Raw genomic sequence first — 17,535 nt, 5'->3', positions numbered from 1 at the left:
GGTCGGCATGCGGTCGCAGCAGGCCCCACCCGGCGATCGACCACCGCGCACCGGGCGAAGCCGGCACCGGACCCAAGCGGCCCGAGACGAACATTCACCACTGTCCGAAAAACCCACTTCACTCTACCTTCGAGTAGCCGGTCTTCCGCGGACTGTCTTCCTTCTCGGCCTCGAAACACGAAGTGGTCATGTCATGGAGCAGCAACGAGACGTCCCCGCCGCGCTCATGCCGGGCATGCTGGGAGCACACCCCGGTGATCGTGCTGCGGTGGTCGTCGCCCGCGCAGCGGCGGAGCGCTCTGGTGAATGCGTTGCGGTGCGGCGCGGGCAGCCCGCGTCCGTCGATCGCACGGAGGCCGTCCGAGTTCGGGGCCGGTTCCACCGGACGCGCCGGCACGAGCTGGAAGAACGCCTCGTCCTCGACCGCTCGGGACCCGAGCCGGTCCCAGGCCCCGCGAATCGTCTCGACGAACAACCGGGAGGCCTGCCCCTGCACGGCCGCGCCGCCGCGTGATCGAGACCGGTCGTCCAAGGGGTCATCGGAACCGAGGTCAGGCTGATCCCTGACAGCCGGTTCCTCCCGTCCCACCGGCATCAACGCGGCAGTGCCGGCCTCCGTACGAGCCGGGCCCGGATGCTCCACGACACGACGCCGCCCGTGCTTCTTCTCCACGATCTGCACTGCAGGCGCCCCGAAGCGGTCCTCACCTTCCGCGCGAACGGGCGCATGAGCCACCATCCCATCGAGACCATATAGTGCCTCCCAACCGCCCACGCAAATCACGCCGACAAGCCCCGACGCACCCCGAACAGCTCAAACCAACGCTGAGGCGTGCACCTCGGGTCGGATCCGCTGGCCGCCCCGGTGCCCGCGAAGCCACGTTGGACGGGGTGAGGCGGACGAGTTGGATGAGCCGCCAGTCACCCTCGCGCCCGCCTCATCGAACCCTCGGAACGGACGCCGGGCCGTCAGGCCATGGGGGCGCCGACCGTGGGGCGGTGCGCCGGGCATGGATAATGGGCTGCGTGCCCGCGGACCGGCGGGTCGGAGCAGGCGGAGGAAGATGGTCGGTAAGAAGTTCGACGACGCCCTGGGTGCCTCGTACCGTCTGGTCGAGAAGGTCGGGCAGGGCGCCACGGGTGCGGTCTGGGCCGCCACCGACCTGCGCACGGGCGAACGCGTGGCCGCCAAGCTCCTCTACCCGCAGCACGCCGCCGACCGCGACCTGGTGGGGCGGTTCATCCAGGAGCGTGCCGTCCTGGAGTCCCTGAGGCATCCCAACATCGTCGGCTTCCGCGACCTCGTCGTCGAGGGCGAGCAGCTGGCGATCGTCATGGACTTCGTCGCCGGGGGATCGCTGCGCGACCGGCTCGACACGAGCCGGACCCTGCCGCCGGGCACGGCGCTGGCCGCGATGGCCGCCGTCCTCGACGCGCTGGCCGCCTCGCACGAGCACGACGTGGTGCACCGCGACGTCAAGCCCGACAACGTGCTGCTCGACCCCGAGTGGGGTCCGCAGGATCCGGGCGCCCTCAGGGTGAGCGACTTCGGCATCGCCTCGGTGATGATGGGCGATGCGAAGTCCACGACGGGACTCATCGGCACACCCGAGTACATGAGTCCGGAGCTCATCTACTCGGGCCGGGCCGGCTTCGCGTCGGACGTCTACTCGGCCGGCATCATGGCCTACGAGCTGCTCGCCGGGCGTACGCCGTTCGCCGGGCCCGGTACGGACTACGCCGTCGCCCACCGACACGTGCAGTCCCGCGTGCCCGTTCTCGACGTGCCGGAGCCGCTGTGGGAGCTGCTGTCGGGGATGCTCGAGAAGGACCCCGGGCGCAGACCCGGCGCGCAGGAGGCCGCGGCCTCCTGCCGGGAGCTGGTGCTCCTCGTCGCGCAGCTGCCTGCGCTCGAGCCGGTGGAGGCGCCCGAGGAGTTCGAGGGCGCCCACCCCATGACGGTGGTGAGGAGCCCCGGGGTCGAATCCGCCGCGGCGGAGTCGCGTCCCACCGCCGTCGTCGACATCAGCCCCGAGCCCGAGCTCGACGCCCCCTCCGGTGCCACTCGGCTGCGGCCCGTCACGCCGCACCAGCCGGAACAGGTGCAGTTGGGGACGACGGGGGCCGAATCCGCGCCCGGCCCGAGGCGTCCCGGCAAGCGGATGGTGTCCCTGATCATCGGCGCCGCCATGGTGCTCGTCGGGGTGAGCGCCTTCGCGATCCTCCGCGGCGGCGGGCACCTCTTCCCGCCCCACCGCAGGAACTCCGGTCCGGTCAAGGCGAGCCAGCAGGACCAGGCCCTCCCGACGGGGCTGGGCATCCGGCGCGAGGCCGGCTACGACGCCTCGTCCGGGTCGGTGAACCTGACCATCACCTACACGGCGCAGAAGGCCCCCCTGGAAGGGCCGTTCCTCGAAGTCGTCCCCGGTGCCGCCGACGGCGCGGCCTGCCCGGACGTCACCTGGCTCGGCGGGGCCCGGGCCGGCCACAACCTGACGACCACGAGCGGTCTGAGCGTCGACTGCGGCTGGTCCGTCGACCCGGGGCAGGTGCCGGCGGGGCAGAACCTCCAGGTGCAGGCCCAGGTGCCCGTGACGTTCGACGACGGCGACGAGGAGTCGGCGGTGCAGGCCTGGCTCGACCGGGCCGCCGCCGCGACGACGGCGGCCGTCACGGACTCGAGCGTCGAGTCGACCCACTACCCGGTCCAGCGCCTGCAGGACATCACCGTCAAGACCCCCGACAAGGTCGTCAACCAGTCCGGCCTGGAGATCTCGCTGCTGCCGGTGTGGCCCAGCGGGCAGGACGACCTGAACCCCCTGTACAAGAGCCCGTCCACCGGCAAACCCAGCTCCATGCTCGAGGCCGTCGCGGGAGGGGAGTCCGGAGTGCGCTTCTCGGACGGATGCGCCGGCGCGCTCACCGTCACGAGCGACGGCCTCAACGTGGCGGCCCAGCAGGTGGCCGATTCGTGCACGGTCGACGCCCAGGTGGGCAACTTCACGGACCTCACGAGCAGCAGCTTCCAGATCGCGGCGCACGGGAGCTGAGCCGCACCCCTCCGGAGGTGATCGGATCGGGACCGTCCCCTCCTCGCGGGAGGGCCCCGGTGCCTCCCCCTGATCGGGGCAGGGCTGCGGCGGGCGTCCCCGTCTCTCTGGGAGCGCCGCCCGGCTGCTCCTCGTCCGTGGTCCGACCGGACGGGCCGTCTCCGTCTCACTGGGAGAACGCTGTGGACGGGCCATGATGATCCCGTAGACTCGATGGGTGTTTTCCCGGTCGAGGTGCGCGGGATGCGGCCGCGCCGAGGCCTCCCACCCCCTGGAAGGAACGCAATGGGCACTCATCGTGGCAGCCGTCTGATCCATTCGTCACGGCGGACGCGCGCCGGTCTCGCCGCGGCGGCCATCGCCGCCCTGGTGGCGGGCATGGCGATCAGGCCCGGCACGGCGCTGGGCCAGGGCGACTCCCTGCTGCGCGCCGTCGACGTCACCATGTCGGGCGACGGCACGATGACGGCGGTCAGGGCCACGAGCATCACGACGAGGTCGAACCGGTCGAGCAGCTCCTCGTCCGACGAGTTCTCCCCGTCCGAGACCGCCGACGACCTCCCCGCGCGCGTCACCACGAGCTACCGGACCGCGGACTCGTCCGGCAGCGACCTGTCCGAGCTCAACGGCTACAGCGGCAAGGTCGTCATCGACGTCTCGATCGAGAACCTCACGCTCGTCGCCCAGCAGGTCAGCTACGACATGGACGGCAACTCCTACAGCACCAGCGCGCTCGTCGGGGCGCCGCTGACCGTCGTCGCCTCGGCCTCGCTCGAGGGCACGGGCGCCGGCGACGTCATCGTCGAGGGTGATGGCGACACGACGAACGGCCTGGTGAGCATGGACTCCGACGGCAGGACCCAGGTGCAGTGGGCCGACCTGCTGGCCCCGCCGATGATGCCGGCCAGCGCCGATCTGCGCCTTGTCGTCGACGCCAAGAACTTCTCGAGCCCCGACTTCTCCATCTCGGTGCAGCCGGGACTGGCCACCGACTCCTCGTCGAACTCCCTGCTGGACGCCTCGTCGCAGATGAGGGCCCAGATGGACCTCGAGGAGCGCACCATCGAGCTCGCCGCCCAGGTCAACCAGGTGCTCGCGCAGACCTCCTCGACGATCCAGGACGTGCGCTCCAGCCTCGACACCTCGGCCGAGACGATCGGCGCCCAGACCCTGTCGGACATGCAGTCCAATGCGCAGAACCTGAGCGGCGCGATGACTTCGGTCGGCAGCCAGCTCGACGGCCTCAAAGGCGAGCTGCAGAGCGCCTCGGCGCAGAGCTCGTCGCAGACCCTCGCCCAGCTGACCAGCAGTGTCGAGGCCATGAGCGCGATGCTCGGCGACACGAGCGGCGCGGCGCCCGACGGCCGGTCGACCAGCGTCTACGCGACGGTGCAGAACATCGCCGCCCAGCTCCAGGCCTACGCCGATGCCGGCGACGACCAGCGCGAGAGCGTCCGGGCGGCCCTCGAGGCCGCCATCGGACCGTCGGAGCCGAACGAGGAGAACTGCCCGGCGGCCGCCACGCCAGCCGCCCCCCAACCCACGAGTGGGGCGTCCGGGCCGACCGGGGACGAGACCCCTCAGGGAACGCCGTCCTCGAAGGCGCCGTCCTCGGGCGCGGCCGTCGGCCAGGAGGCCGGCGACGGGCAGTCGAGCAGGCCCTCCGAGGCGAGCGCCACCGGCTCGGCCTCCTCCGAGGCCCTGCCCGCGACGTGCGCCCTCTACCAGGGCCAGCAGTCGCTGAACGCCGCGATCTCCGACTTCACCACGGCCGCCAGGAGCGCCGTCGACGGGCTGAAGGGATCGGCCCAGGACACGGCGCAGCAGGCCTCGAGCCTCGCCACGGCCGCCGGAGGCGCGCTCGCGCAGGCCAACACCGTCGTCGGCGACGTCCAGGCCGTGAAGAACGCCCTGCCCGACGACTCCGCCCGGGTCGACCCCGCGACCCCGCAGGTCGCCGCGCTGGGCGCGAACATCGACGCCCTGAACACCCGGATCACCGCGCTGGGCACTGCGATCGACGCCGCCAAGGCGAAGGCCGATGCGGGCAAGGCCTCGAACGACTCGGCCTCGGCAAGACTCGGGGACGTGACGAAGCAGGTCTGCCAGATGAGCGCCGCCGACCGAGCGAAGCTCATGCCGCTGCTCAGCACCAAGGACTGCAACGGCGACGCGCAGACCGGCGACGCGCAGACCACGTCCGTGGAGGCGCTGCTCGCCGACGAGGGCGCGACGTGGGGCGATCTCAGCAGGACCCTCGACCGGAACGACACGACCGGCGGCGCCGGCAAGGCGCTCAGTGACGCCACCGCGACCTACCAGCAGCTCAGGTCCGACTACGACGCGCTGACCGCGGGCGGACAGGCCGGGGGAGCGGCCTCCGCCTCCCCGACGTCCCCCTCGCCCTCGACGGGCTCAGCGTCCCCCTCGCCCTCCTCCACGGCCACCGGGAACGCCGGTGGACAGGCCGGTGACGGCGAGCTGGACGCCGCGATGGCCAGGCTGACCGACAGCGCCGGGGAGATGCAGCGGCAGTCCAGCAGCCTCGACGACATGGCCGCCGAGCTCAGCTCGACCGCCGAGAAGCTCAACCACAGCGTCAACGCCTTCGACGGGCAGCCCAGTGCACTGGAGCAGGCGATCTCCGCCGCCGAGCTGGCCCAGAAGAATGGCGATGGCGCCCTCGACGAGCAGATCCGCCGGATCGGCTCCGCCAAGGACGGCAGCGGCCAGTCCGCCGACCAGGACGTCTTCGACCGGTCGGCCCTTGACCAGCAGGCCCAGCAGATGACCGACCAGGCCAAGTCGACCATCGACGCCCAGAACCAGCAACTGGCCAACGGTTACACGCAGGCCCAGCAGTCCATGGACAGCGCCACCCAGCAGGCCCAGCAGTCCGTGGCCGACTCCGTCGACCAATCGGCGGCCGACCTCGCCGGTGCGAACGCGCTGCTCGGCGACGACATGGCCAAGCTGCTGGCCGACATCGGCGATCCCGAGGCGGCCGGTTCGGGTCTGCTCGGCTCGCTCGGCAAGAATGCCGCCTTGGCCCAGGCCGCCGACACCCAGCTGGCCGTCGCCAGCGGCACCATGACCGGCTACGCGAACGTGCGCAGCGCCGATCTGGGCGGTCTGCTGCTGCGCCAGGCGCAGATGAGCGCCGCGCTGGAGCGGCTCGACGCGCTGCCGCTGTTCCAGATGCGCAAGCCCAGCGGCGGGACGACCGGCTCGGTCTACACCTTCTCGATCGAGAGCTCCCGATGAGGGCCCGCCCCCCCGGCGGCCGTCGGGCCGCCGCCCTCGTCCTCGCCGTGGCGCTCGGCGTGAGCGGCTGCAGCGGCGACCGGGGCGGCCAGGACGACGGGTCCGGCGGGACGCCGGCCCACCCCACCGAGCTGGCACTGCGCATCAGCGGCGTCCCCTCGCACCTGAACATCGGCGTCATCGTGAGTCTCGGCTCCGGCGAGCTCGAGGGATCGCAGTGGGCCGACAACGCCAACGGCGCCGAGGTCGCCGCCTACCGCCTCGGGCTCGGCGGCACGGAGGTCGAGTTCACGACCGTCGACGACCGGGGGGACTCGGCCGAGGCGGCGGACGCCGTGCAGGCCCTGTCGGACGCCGGAGTCATGGGCATCGTCATGGCCACCAGTGGCGACCACATCGACGCCGCCCTGGCCAAGGCCGATGAGCTCGACATGCCCGTCATCGCCCCGTACGAGCAGTCCACCGACTCGCTCGGGGCCGACGCCTGGATCACCGGGCCGAGCGCGGGCCAGACGCGCCGCGGACTCGGCGACGCCCTCGCCTCCCAGAGCGCCACGAGCCCGCTGCTCGTCGACGCCGGCGGGGGAGGCGTCGACGGCATCGCCTACGTCGACAGCGTCGACGCCTCGGCCGAGGACTTCGCGTCCACCGTCGAGGGCAGGATCGAGTCGTCCGGCGCCGACTCGGTGGTCGTCTCCGGGCAGGCGTCGCGCCTGGGCTCGGCCGTCGCGGGCCTGCAGAACGCCGGTGTCACGGTGCCGATCATCTGCACCCCCGACGCCCTGAGCTCCCGGTTCTCCCAGTCGCTCGTCGACAGCGGCGCCTCGCTGTCGGCGCCGCTGCTCAGTGCGGGCGCCGACACGGGCGATGCCGCCGCCCTCACGAGCGACGCCGACGGCGATGCCGTCTCGGCCTATCTGTCCGGCGTGCGTGTCGTGGCGTCCCAGCCCGACACCAAGGACCTGTCCGGCGAGCGGAGCTTCAACGAGGTCTCCCAGGCCGCCGACGTCGCCTCGCACGACGCCGTCGTCGTCCTCGCCGACGCCGCCGCCGCGGCCGGCAGCACGAAACCCGGCAAGGTCGCCGAGGCCATGAACGGGCTCAGGCCCGACCACGGCGCCGGCCTGGCCGGAGCGGCGCTCGACCTGGGCAACCACGCCGGCCTGCCCGACGCCTCCGTGCACGCGCTCAGCGCGACCTCGCAGGATTTGGGCCTGCGCCCGGACAGCGCCACCCGCAATCTCGTCTGGTTCAGGACGACGACGAACGGCTGAGGGGTCGCCCTCGGGCGGCCCGACGGCGCGGCGGCCGCGTCGGCGAAGGGGAGTGAAGCACTGTGCGACTGATCGTCTCGGCGGGCCCGACCGCGCACGAGATCGACCTCACGAAGTTCGCGCCGGACGCCTGCCTGGCCGATCTCGTCGAGGCGGCCGGCCAGCAGCGCCCCGGCGACGACGAGAGCGTTTGGGTCGACGACGTGCGCTGCGGCGCGTCCGACAGGATCGACGACGTCACCCTGCTCGAGGGCTGCACGATCGGCTCCGAGCCGGTGCGCCCGCCGGCCAACCTCGAGGGCTGGACGGCGACCCTCACCGGCGGCATGCACGCCGGGGCCGCCGTCCCGGTGCCGCTGCGCCGCCGCCTCGTCATCGGTCGTGCCCCGCAGGCCGACATCGTCATCGACTCGCCCAGCGCCTCGTGGGAGCACACCCGCATTGTCCGCGAGGATGAGGGGCTGCGCGTCACCGACTGCCGCTCCACGAACGGCACCTTCGGCGACGGCATCCGCGTCGAGGAGGACGAGGGAGTCCTCGTGGAGCGCGACGCGCTGATCACCGTCGGCGGCGCCACCGTGCTGCTGCGCAAGGAGGGCTCCGAGCCCCTCGCCCCGCGTCCCGGATCGCTCCACAACCAGACCCGCGCCGGCACGGTCCCGTTCAACCGCCCGCCGCGCCCGGGCCAGCCCGCCCCGCCCGAGCAGCTCGTGCCCCCCGAGCGCAAGAAGGTCACGAGCTCCAGCAAGTTCTCGGTCGCCACCGTCCTGGGTCCGATCGTCCTCGCCGTGGGCATGGTCGTCGTCATGGGCAACCCCCGCTACGCGATGATCTCGATGCTCAGCCCGTTCATGGCGGTCTTCCAGTGGATCGAGCAGAAGCGCCGCTCCAAGAAGGAGAGGAAGGAGGAGGACGAGCGCTTCGCGAAGGCCTGCGAGCAGTTCACCACCGACCTCGCCGACGCCGTGCGCGAGGAGCGCGAACGGCTCCGCGGCGCCTCGCCCGACCCGGCCACCCTCGTCCGGATCGCCGAGCTGCCGGCGACGACGCTGTGGCAGCGCCGTCCCGAGCACCCCGACTTCCTGAGCCTGCACGCCGGGACCGGGACGAGCGACTGGACCGTGCCCGTCGACCGCAACGCCTCGCGCCATCTCGATGACGACGTGAAGGCGCTGATCGACGCGAGCCGAGTCACCGCGGCACCGATCCGGGCCGACCTGGCCGACTCGGGGGTCGTCGGCGTCGTCGGCGAACGCGAGGACGTCCTGGCGGTGGCCCGCTCGCTCGTCGTCCAAGCCGCCGTGCAGTCCGGTCCGGCCGACCTGTCCATCGGCGTCTACTGCGACCCCGGCCGCCAGCAGGCCTGGGAGTGGGCGACATGGCTGCCCCACACCCGCTGCCTCGGCGGCGTCGAGGACCGCTGGCTGTCGTGCGAGCGGTCCCGCTCGGAGACCCAGCTGCGCTCCCTGCGCGACGAGATCGACGGCCATCCGGTGCCCGAGGTGCTCCTCGTCATCGACTCCGACGTGCTCCTGGAGGGCCGCGAGGCGCCCGCCCGCGAGCTGCTCGGCCACGCCCGGGGCGCGACCGCCGACCGGGATGGCAAGCGCGTCAACCACGTGCCCGGCATCGTCATCGCCTCGGCCGTCGAGCAGCTGCCCGCGGCCTGCACGACGATCGTCGAGGTGCGCGAGGACGGCGCCGGCGTCGTCACCTACCCCAGCACCCGCACGACCATTGACGACGCGGTGCTGGCCGGCATCGACCTGCGGACCGCGCGCGAGGCCGCTGTGGCCCTGTCGCGCTTCGAGGACCCCGAGCTCGTCGTGCCCGGCGCCGCCCTGCCCTCGCTGGTGCGTCTGCCGCCGCTGCTGGGCATCGACGAGATCACCCCCGGGGGGATCGAGGAGCTGTGGGCCCACTCGCGGGGCACCTCCACCCCGATCGGCATCGGCGAGAACGGCCCGTTCGAGCTCGATCTGGTGCGGGACGGCCCGCACGGCCTGGTCGGCGGCACGACCGGTTCGGGCAAGTCGGAGTTCCTGCGGTCGCTCATCTCGGGCCTCGCCGCCCGCAACGACCCGACGAAGCTCACCTTCATCCTCATCGACTTCAAGGGCGGTGCGGCCTTCAAGCCCCTCGAGGCGCTGCCGCACACCATCGGCACCATCTCGAACCTGGACGAGCAGCTGGCCGACCGCGCGCTGCGCGCCCTGGAGGCCGAGATGGACTACCGCCAGCGCATGTTCGCCGCGGCGGGGGAGGGCGTCGACAACCTCGACGCCTATCTGGCCACCAATCCCTCCGAGCCGATGCCGCGACTGCTGCTCGTCGTCGACGAGTTCGCCATGCTCGCCAAGGACTTCCCCGACGTGCTCACCTCGCTCGTCTCGATCGGCGCCGTCGGCCGCACCCTCGGCGTCCACATGATCCTGGCGACCCAGCGTCCGGCCGGCGTCGTCAACGACGACATCCTCGCCAATACGAACCTGCGCGTGGCCCTGCGGGTGCAGAGCAAGGAGGACTCCAACAACGTCATCGGCGTGCCGCACGCCGCCGCGATCAGCCGATCCCAGAAGGGCCGCTCCTGGGTCAAGCTCGGCCAGGAGGACATCACGCCGGTGCAGACCGCGCTGGTCACCGGCCGCGCGGAGGCCGTCGACGCCGTCCAGATCGAGTACCGCGACGTCGTCTTCGGCGCCCCCGGCGGGAGCGTCTCCTTCGGGGGGACGAAGGGCGCCGAGGTCACCGAAGCCGACATGGACCTCATGATCGAGGCCATCGTCGAGGCCTCCGACCATCTGGGCATCGCATCGCCCAGGCCGGTCTGGCCGACCCCGCTCGGCGCCCGCGTCGACCTGGCCGGCTTCACCGCCGACGATGGGCTCGATGCGGCCGACGCGCCCGGCGGACAGGTCGAGGAGGCCCAGCAGCCGGTCGTGGGCGGCACCGACGGCACGCGTGTCGCCCTGGGACTGTCCGACGACCCCGACCACCAGCGCCAGGTCCTCGCCCACTGGGACATGAGCCGCGGCAACGCCATGTTCCTCGGCATCCCGGGCAGCGGCACGAGCACCACCCTCATGACGGTGGCGCTCGCCCTCGCCGACGAGCTGCCGCCCGACGAGATGGACCTCATCATCCTCGACATGGGCGCCGGCGACCTGGCGCCGCTCCAGGCGCTGCCGCACACCATCGGCTACGCCGGGTCCGGCTCGGGCTCCCGCGAGCAGCAGACGCGGCTGCTGCGCCACCTCAAGAACGAACTCGACCGGCGCAAGGCCGATCCGACCGGCGACCACCGGCGCATCGTCTTCCTGCTGGACGGCCTGGCGACTCTGCGCGACGAGTACCAGGACATCGACGGCATGGCCCTGCTCGACAGCCTGTACCGCGTCTATGCCGACGGCCCCGAACTGGGCATCTGGACGGCCGTGGCCACCAGCCGCGCCAAGTCGATCCCCTCCGCCGTCGACGAGGTCACCACCCAGCGCTGGCTGTTCCACCTCGCCGACCGCTACGACTACGCGCTGAGCGGCATCAAGGCCATCGAGGCCCCGCCCCCGGTGCCGGGCCGCTGCGTCGGCGCCGAGACGAAGCTCCAGACCCACGTCGCCACCCCGCACGGCGGCGTCGAGGCGGCGGTCGGGCTCGTCCGCGGCCGCTGGGGGAGCCCGGAGCCGAAGCGCAGCGTCGTGGCGACCCTGCCCACTGAGGTCGCCGTCATCGACTGCCTCGACGCGGCGCAGCTGACCGGCGAGCCGTGGCGCCTTCCGATCGGCCTGCGCGGCTCCGACCTGACGGTCGGCGCGCTGGAGACCTACGAGGGCGAGCACATGCTCGTCGCGGGGCCGGCCCGCAGCGGGAAGTCCACCGTGCTGCTCGCCGTGGCAGAGGTCGCCAGGGCCGCCGCGGCCCGCGATGGCGTCGAGCTGAGCGTGTGGGGCCTGTGCATGCGCCGCTCCCCGCTCGTCGACTCGCCCCTGCTCGACCAGGTGTCCGTCGGAAGGGACGGCGTGTCGGCCGTCACCGCCCAGCTGCGGCTCGCCACGGAGCAGGTGCTGCTGCTCATCGATGACGCCGAGCAGTTCGACGACAGCGACAAGTCCATCAACTCGCTCATCGAGTCGGGCATGCCCACCCTGCACATCGTCGCCGCCGGTCGTTCCGATGACCTGCGCAGTCTCTACTCGCACTGGACGAAGACCCTGCGCAAGTCGCGTTGCGGCATTCTGCTCCAGCCCAATGTCGACTACGACGGCGACCTGTTGGGTGCCCGGCTGCCGCGTCGGGCGACCGTGCCAGTGACCATCGGGCGGGGGTACATGTGCATGAGCGGCACCGTCGAACTCGTCCAGACCGCCGGACCGACGGCCCGGTGAGTCCGGCCATGGCGCCCGCGATCATTGTCAGGGGAGGATGGGGGTTGTCGCCGTGTTTTCCCTGAGCCTACATGATATGCCTTTGACTAGGCATTTCGTTGCTCTTGACAGCGGTCGGGGCGGTCGGCTCCCCGGTTCGCAACGTGGCCGCCGAGGTGGCGTCGACGCGGTGATCTGCCCTATGGTCGTGAGAACGGGCGTTCCGGCCGGGGCGTCTCAACACCACCCCTTGACAGATGGAGGCACGATGAGCGGTCGAGTACTTTCGACTGAGGCTGCGCAGAACGCGATCACGCAGATCAAGAGCATCACCGATGGCGGTCTGACGGATCAGCTGAACGGCCTGGAGACCCAGGGCCAGGTCCTGTGCGACAAGAGCAACTGGGACGGCCCGCTGGCCGACAAGTTCAGCAACGAGACGTGGCCGTCGCTGTCGAGCGCCCTGAAGCAGATGGTCGAGCAGATCAACGAGCTCCAGCAGCAGACCCAGCAGATCTCCAGCGACATCTTCAGCGCAGGCGGCGCCTGAGCCGATCGATCGGTGCGAGGGGGCGTCGCCCCGAGCCGTGGTGGCTCTGGGGCGACGCCCTTCTTCCTTCCCGTCTTCCGTGGGGCGGCCCGCGGCCGTGGGCGCGCCGAGTCCGGTTCCCCGGGCCCCGCCTCGGACCGTTCGTGCAGGCGGGCCCCGGCCTGCGGACGACCGGAGCGGGACCCCGAGGGCCGGCGCCCCGGAGCGGCCCCGGCGGACGGGAGGACCATCGTTCCCCGGGCCCCCGCCGTTGGGTATCGTCGGGGCCGATCACTGGAGGTGCGATGCCGTCTGTTGACCCGGGTCCCGACGAGGACGAGGAAGTGGCGGTCGAGAACCGCCGACGCGGTCTCCGCGCCGCCCTCGCAGGGCTGTCGTGGCGCAGCGCCGTCCTCGTCGGCTCGCTCGGCATCGCTCTCGCCGGCTGGCTGCCCCTTCTCGTCATCTGCGCCCTGGGCTGGGCCGCCGATCCGCGGATCGGGTTCGGCTCGGTGCTGACGGTCTCGACGCGCTTCTGGCTGCTGGCCAACGGCGTGCCGGCGCACCTCGGCAGGGGGCTGCTCACGCTCGTCCCGCTGGGGCTCACGGCGCTCATCGTCCTCATGGTCTGGCGCCTGTCGCGCGCCATCGCCCGGCGTGCCGCCGACGAGTTCATCGAGGGCCCGGTCCGTGCCCGCCGGCAGTCCGACCTGCGCGCCCTGTCCTGCCGCCTGGCCCTGTGGTTCGGCGGCTCCTACGCCCTGCTCCTCGGCATCGCGACGGTCCTCGCCGGCCAGTCCGCCGAGCTCGGCCGGGCCCTCGTCTGCGGGGCGCTCATCGGGGGCCTTTGCTCGCTGCTCGCCTCCGGCCGGGTCCTCGGATGGGCGCCCGTCGGCCTCAGCCAGGGGGGCTGGTCGACCGGCGTCCTCGCCGGCGTCGGCGCTGCGCTGGCCGGCGCCGTCCTCGTCGGCTGCGCACGCCTGGCGGTCGTCCTCGTCGTCAACCACACGACCGTCACCGGGGCGCACGCCGCGCTCGGCGCCGGGGGGCCGGGATCGGTGCTGCTCGCCCTGGCCCAGATGCCCTGGATCCCCTCGATGGTCCTCTGGGCCTGCTCGTGGACGCTCGGCGCGGGCTTCTCGCTCGGGCAGGGCGCGCTCGTCGCGCCGATCGGCTCCTCGACCGGGGACCTGCCCACCATCCCGCTCCTCGCCGCCGTGTCGACCGGCGACGCCCATCCGGCGATGATCGCCGTCTGGCTCCTTGCCGGCGCCCTGGCCGGCGCCGTCGGCGCCCACGTCTGCGTCCGCGCCCGTCACGACGATGCCCGCCGCGCCCTGCCCGAACGGGAGTTCCTCCCCGACGAGGGCGCCCTGTACGGACTCATCGTCGGCGTCCTCGCGGCCCTGTTGCTGTGCCTGCTCGCCCTGCTCTCTCACGGCGCGCTCGGCACCCGTCGTCTCACCGAGCTGGGGCCGCTGCTCGGACGGCTGCTCGTCCTGGCGCCCACGGTGCTCGGCGCGGGAGGCATGCTCGGGGGCTTCGCCACCGCCCTGCGGCTCAGTCGCGGGGGCAACGGCTAAACTGGCGCCCGTGGCCTATCGCGTAGTCGTCCTCGTCTCCGGGTCCGGCACGCTCCTGCAGGCCCTCCTCGACGCCCAGGCGCAGGGCCGTCTCGATGCCCGAGTCGTCGCGGTGGGCTCGGAGAACAGCAGGTGCACCGGTCTCGAGCGCGCCCGCCGGGCGGGCGTGACGACCTTCGTGGTGCCCATGCCCCGACTGCTGGCGCGGGGCTCGGCCGAGCGGGAGGACTGGGACCGGCGGTTCGCCGACGAGGTGGCCCGCCACGAGCCCGACCTCATCGTCCTGGCCGGCTTCATGAAGCTCCTCGGCGCCCCCTTCACGGACCGCTTCGGCGACCGCATCATCAACTCCCACCCGGCGTTGCTCCCGGCCTTCCCCGGCGCCCACGCCGTCCGTGACGCCCTCGCGGCGGGCGCGACGGGCACCGGATGCTCCATCTTCTGGGTCGACGAGGGCGTCGACACCGGCCGGATGATCGCCCAGGTCCCCGTGGAGATCCTTCCCGGCGACGACGAACCGACACTGCACGAGCGCATCAAGGTGTCCGAACGCACCTTGTTGGTCAAGACCGTCAACGAGCTGGCGGCTCAGCACGCGACGGGCCCGCGGCCCGCCGCGAGAAAGGTCATGCCATGAGCGAGGACTCCACCCGAAACCCGATCCGGCGCGCCTTGGTCAGCGTCTACGACAAGACCGGCCTCGTCGAGCTCGGCAGGGCCCTGGCCGCGGCCGGCGTCGAGATCGTCTCGACCGGTTCCACCGCCGCGAGGCTCTCCGAGGCGGGGATCGAGGTGACCCCGGTCGAGGAGCTCACCGGCTTCCCCGAGTGCCTCGACGGTCGGGTCAAGACGCTGCACCCGATGGTCCACGCCGGCATTCTCGCCGACCGCCGCCTCGCCTCGCACCGCGACCAGCTCGCCCGGCTCGGCGTGAAGCCCTTCGACCTCGTCGTGTCGAACCTCTACCCGTTCACCCTGACCGTCGCCTCGGGCGCCGACTTCGACGCCTGCATCGAGCAGATCGACATCGGCGGGCCCTCGATGGTCCGCGCCGCCGCCAAGAACCATCCGTCGGTGGCCATCATCACCGACCCCGACCAGTACGACGAGCTCACCGCGGCACTCGCAGACGGCGGCTTCACGCTCGCGCGGCGCCGCGTCCTCGCCGCGCGCGCCTTCGCCCACACCGCCGCCTACGATGCGGCCGTGGCCTCCTGGATGGCCGAGCGGACCACCGACGAGGGCCTGCCCTCCTTCACCGGCATCGCCGCCACCAAGATCCGCGACCTGCGCTACGGCGAGAACTCCCACCAGAACGCGGCCGTCTACGCGGTCGACGGCGCCAGCGCCGGTCTCGTCGGCGCCGAACTGCTCGGCGGCAAGGCCATGAGCTACAACAACTACACCGACACCGACGCCGCCCGCCGCGCCGCCTACGACTTCGACGAGCCCGCCGTGGCGATCATCAAGCACGCCAACCCGTGCGGCATCGCCGTCGGCGCCGACATCGCCGAGGCCCACCGCAAGGCCCACGCCTGCGACCCGGTGTCGGCCTACGGAGGGGTCATCGCCGCGAACCGTCCCGTCAGCCTGGAGATGGCGCAGACCGTGAAGAAGATCTTCACCGAGGTCATCGTCGCCCCCGACTACGAGCCCGCGGCTCTCGAGCTGCTGGAGACGAAGAAGAACCTGCGCATCCTGAGGGCCGAGGACCACCGCCCGGACCGGTTCATGTGGCGCGAGGTCTCCGGCGGCCTGCTCGTGAGCGACCCCGACCGCCTCGACGCCCCCGGCGACGAGGCCGCCGGCTGGCGGCTCGTGTCCGGCGAGCCGGCCGACGAGGCCACCCTCGCCGATCTCCTCTTCGCCTGGCGGGCCTGCCGCTCGGTCAAGTCGAACGCCATCCTGCTCGCCCACGACGGCGCCTCCGTCGGCGTCGGCATGGGCCAGGTCAACCGCGTCGACTCCTGCCGGCTCGCGGTCGAGCGCGCCGGCGAGCGGGCCAAGGGCTCCGTCGCCGCGTCGGACGCCTTCTTCCCGTTCAGCGACGGCCCGCAGATCCTGCTCGACGCCGGCGTGCGCGCCATCGTCCAGCCCGGCGGCTCGATCCGCGACGACCAGACCATCGAGGCGGCGCAGAAGGCCGGCGTCACGATGTACCTCACCGGCAACCGACACTTCTTCCACTGAACGAGAGAAGGTGCATGTCGCATGACAGCAATCCGGATGGACGGCAAGGCCGTCGCGGCCCAGATCAAGGCCGAGCTCAAGGACCGCGTCGCCGCCCTGCACGCCCAGGGCGCGGCCGTGGGCCTGGGCACCGTCCTGGTCGGTGACGACCCCGCGAGCCAGATCTACGTCAACGGCAAGCATCGCGACTGCGAGCAGGTGGGCATCGAGTCGTTCCGCGTCGACCTCGCCGCCGACGCCACCCCCGAGCAGGTCGAGCGCTCCATCCGGGTGCTCAACGACTCGGCCCTGTGCACCGGCTACATCGTCCAGCTGCCGCTGCCGCAGCACATCGACCTCACCTGGGTGCTCGAGCTCATCGACCCCGACAAGGACGCCGACGGCCTGACCGCCGACAGCCTCGGCAAGCTCGTCCTCGGCCAGCAGGGGCCGCTGCCGTGCACACCGCGCGGCATCGTCGAACTCCTGCGCCGTTACGAGATCCCGCTCGACGGGGCGGACGTGTGCATCATCGGCCGCGGCACGACGGTCGGCCGTCCGCTGGGCCTGCTGCTGACCACCCGCGAGAACAATGCGACGGTCACCCTGTGCCACACCGGGACGAAGGACCTCGCCGAGCACACCCGACGGGCCGACATCGTCGTGGGCGCCGCGGGGCATCCCGGCCTCGTCACCGCCGACATGATCAGGCCCGGGGTCGTCGTCGTCGACGTGGGTATCACCCGTGTGAACGGCACGCCGGTCGGCGACTTCGCGCCCGAGGTCTGGGACGTCGCCGGTTACGCCACGCCCAATCCCGGCGGCGTCGGCCCGATGACCCGGGCCATGCTGTTGGCCAATGTGGTCGACCGGGCCGAGAGGCTCGCCGGTTCCCGACAGCCGTGAGCCCTGTCGACACGGGCCCCGCCCCGTCCGGGCCCTCCCGGCCCGCCGAGCCGGCCGCACCGCCCGAGGACCCGGCTGTGGGCGCGCGCCGGTTCCAGGCGCCCTCCTGCGCCGTGCTGCTCCTGTTCGCCGCGGGGATGGCCATCGCCGGGACGGGGCACTGGCGCCGCGGCGCCTTCGTCATGGGGGCCGCGGCTCTCGCCGGCGGCGTCATCCGCTGGGTGCTGCCCCAGCAGTGGGCGGGCATGCTCGCCGTGCGCCGCCGCTGGTTCGACGTGCTGCTCATGCTCGGCGCCGGCGCCGTCATCTGGCTCGTGGCACTCGTCGTCCCGCCCCAGTGAAGCGACCCCGAGGGGCCCCGGTGCTCCCTGGGGCCCCGCCGCAGGAGGGCGGGACGGC

Annotated in this window: 11 protein-coding genes; 10 read left to right on the top strand and 1 reads right to left on the bottom strand. The window is 72.4% G+C overall.

The features are described from left to right. Positions 1-118 precede the first annotated feature (118 nt). Complete coding sequence (locus K336_RS0104995; protein ID WP_155944992.1) at positions 119-673, bottom strand: hypothetical protein; 555 nt, start codon at positions 671-673, stop codon at positions 119-121. A 391-nt stretch (positions 674-1,064) separates the two neighbouring features. Between K336_RS0104995 and K336_RS0104990 the strand changes: the two genes are divergently transcribed. The 10 genes from K336_RS0104990 (at position 1,065) to K336_RS19680 (ending at position 17,477) form a co-directional block, all read left to right on the top strand. Further along, on the top strand, positions 1,065-3,050 hold the full coding sequence (locus K336_RS0104990) for a serine/threonine-protein kinase (protein ID WP_021798792.1): 1,986 nt from the start codon (positions 1,065-1,067) through the stop codon (positions 3,048-3,050). Positions 3,051-3,335: 285 nt separating this feature from the next. Further along, complete coding sequence (locus tag K336_RS0104985) at positions 3,336-6,314, top strand: hypothetical protein (protein ID WP_028706452.1); 2,979 nt, start codon at positions 3,336-3,338, stop codon at positions 6,312-6,314. Then, complete coding sequence (locus tag K336_RS0104980; protein WP_028706451.1) at positions 6,311-7,588, top strand: type 1 periplasmic-binding domain-containing protein; 1,278 nt, start codon at positions 6,311-6,313, stop codon at positions 7,586-7,588. Before K336_RS0104985 ends, K336_RS0104980 begins: the two co-directional genes overlap by 4 nt. Positions 7,589-7,650: 62 nt before the next feature. Then, entirely contained in the window at positions 7,651-11,970 is a 4,320-nt protein-coding gene (locus tag K336_RS0104975; RefSeq protein WP_051245423.1) for an FtsK/SpoIIIE domain-containing protein, read from the top strand. Positions 11,971-12,217: 247 nt separating this feature from the next. Next, positions 12,218-12,499, top strand: a complete 282-nt coding sequence (locus tag K336_RS0104970; RefSeq protein ID WP_021798791.1) for a hypothetical protein — start codon at positions 12,218-12,220, stop codon at positions 12,497-12,499. A 284-nt stretch (positions 12,500-12,783) separates the two neighbouring features. After that, entirely contained in the window at positions 12,784-14,061 is a 1,278-nt protein-coding gene (locus K336_RS19280) for a cell division protein PerM (protein WP_211223446.1), read from the top strand. Positions 14,062-14,071: 10 nt separating this feature from the next. Beyond that, positions 14,072-14,698: a phosphoribosylglycinamide formyltransferase gene (purN, locus tag K336_RS0104960; protein ID WP_021798807.1), complete on the top strand. Its 627-nt coding sequence runs from the start codon at positions 14,072-14,074 to the stop codon at positions 14,696-14,698. Then, positions 14,695-16,251, top strand: coding sequence for a bifunctional phosphoribosylaminoimidazolecarboxamide formyltransferase/IMP cyclohydrolase (gene purH / locus K336_RS0104955; protein WP_028706447.1), 1,557 nt, complete (start codon positions 14,695-14,697; stop codon positions 16,249-16,251). Before purN ends, purH begins: the two co-directional genes overlap by 4 nt. Positions 16,252-16,272: 21 nt before the next feature. Beyond that, complete coding sequence (locus tag K336_RS0104950) at positions 16,273-17,136, top strand: bifunctional methylenetetrahydrofolate dehydrogenase/methenyltetrahydrofolate cyclohydrolase (RefSeq protein WP_028706446.1); 864 nt, start codon at positions 16,273-16,275, stop codon at positions 17,134-17,136. After that, positions 17,133-17,477, top strand: a complete 345-nt coding sequence (locus K336_RS19680; protein WP_226906024.1) for a DUF3017 domain-containing protein — start codon at positions 17,133-17,135, stop codon at positions 17,475-17,477. Before K336_RS0104950 ends, K336_RS19680 begins: the two co-directional genes overlap by 4 nt. Positions 17,478-17,535: the final 58 nt, after the last annotated feature.

Source organism: Propionibacterium acidifaciens DSM 21887, from assembly GCF_000426605.1.
Taxonomy (GTDB): domain Bacteria; phylum Actinomycetota; class Actinomycetes; order Propionibacteriales; family Propionibacteriaceae; genus Propionibacterium; species Propionibacterium acidifaciens.
The sequence above is the reverse complement of the archived record's forward strand: the minus strand, read 5'-3'. Positions and strand labels throughout refer to the sequence as shown.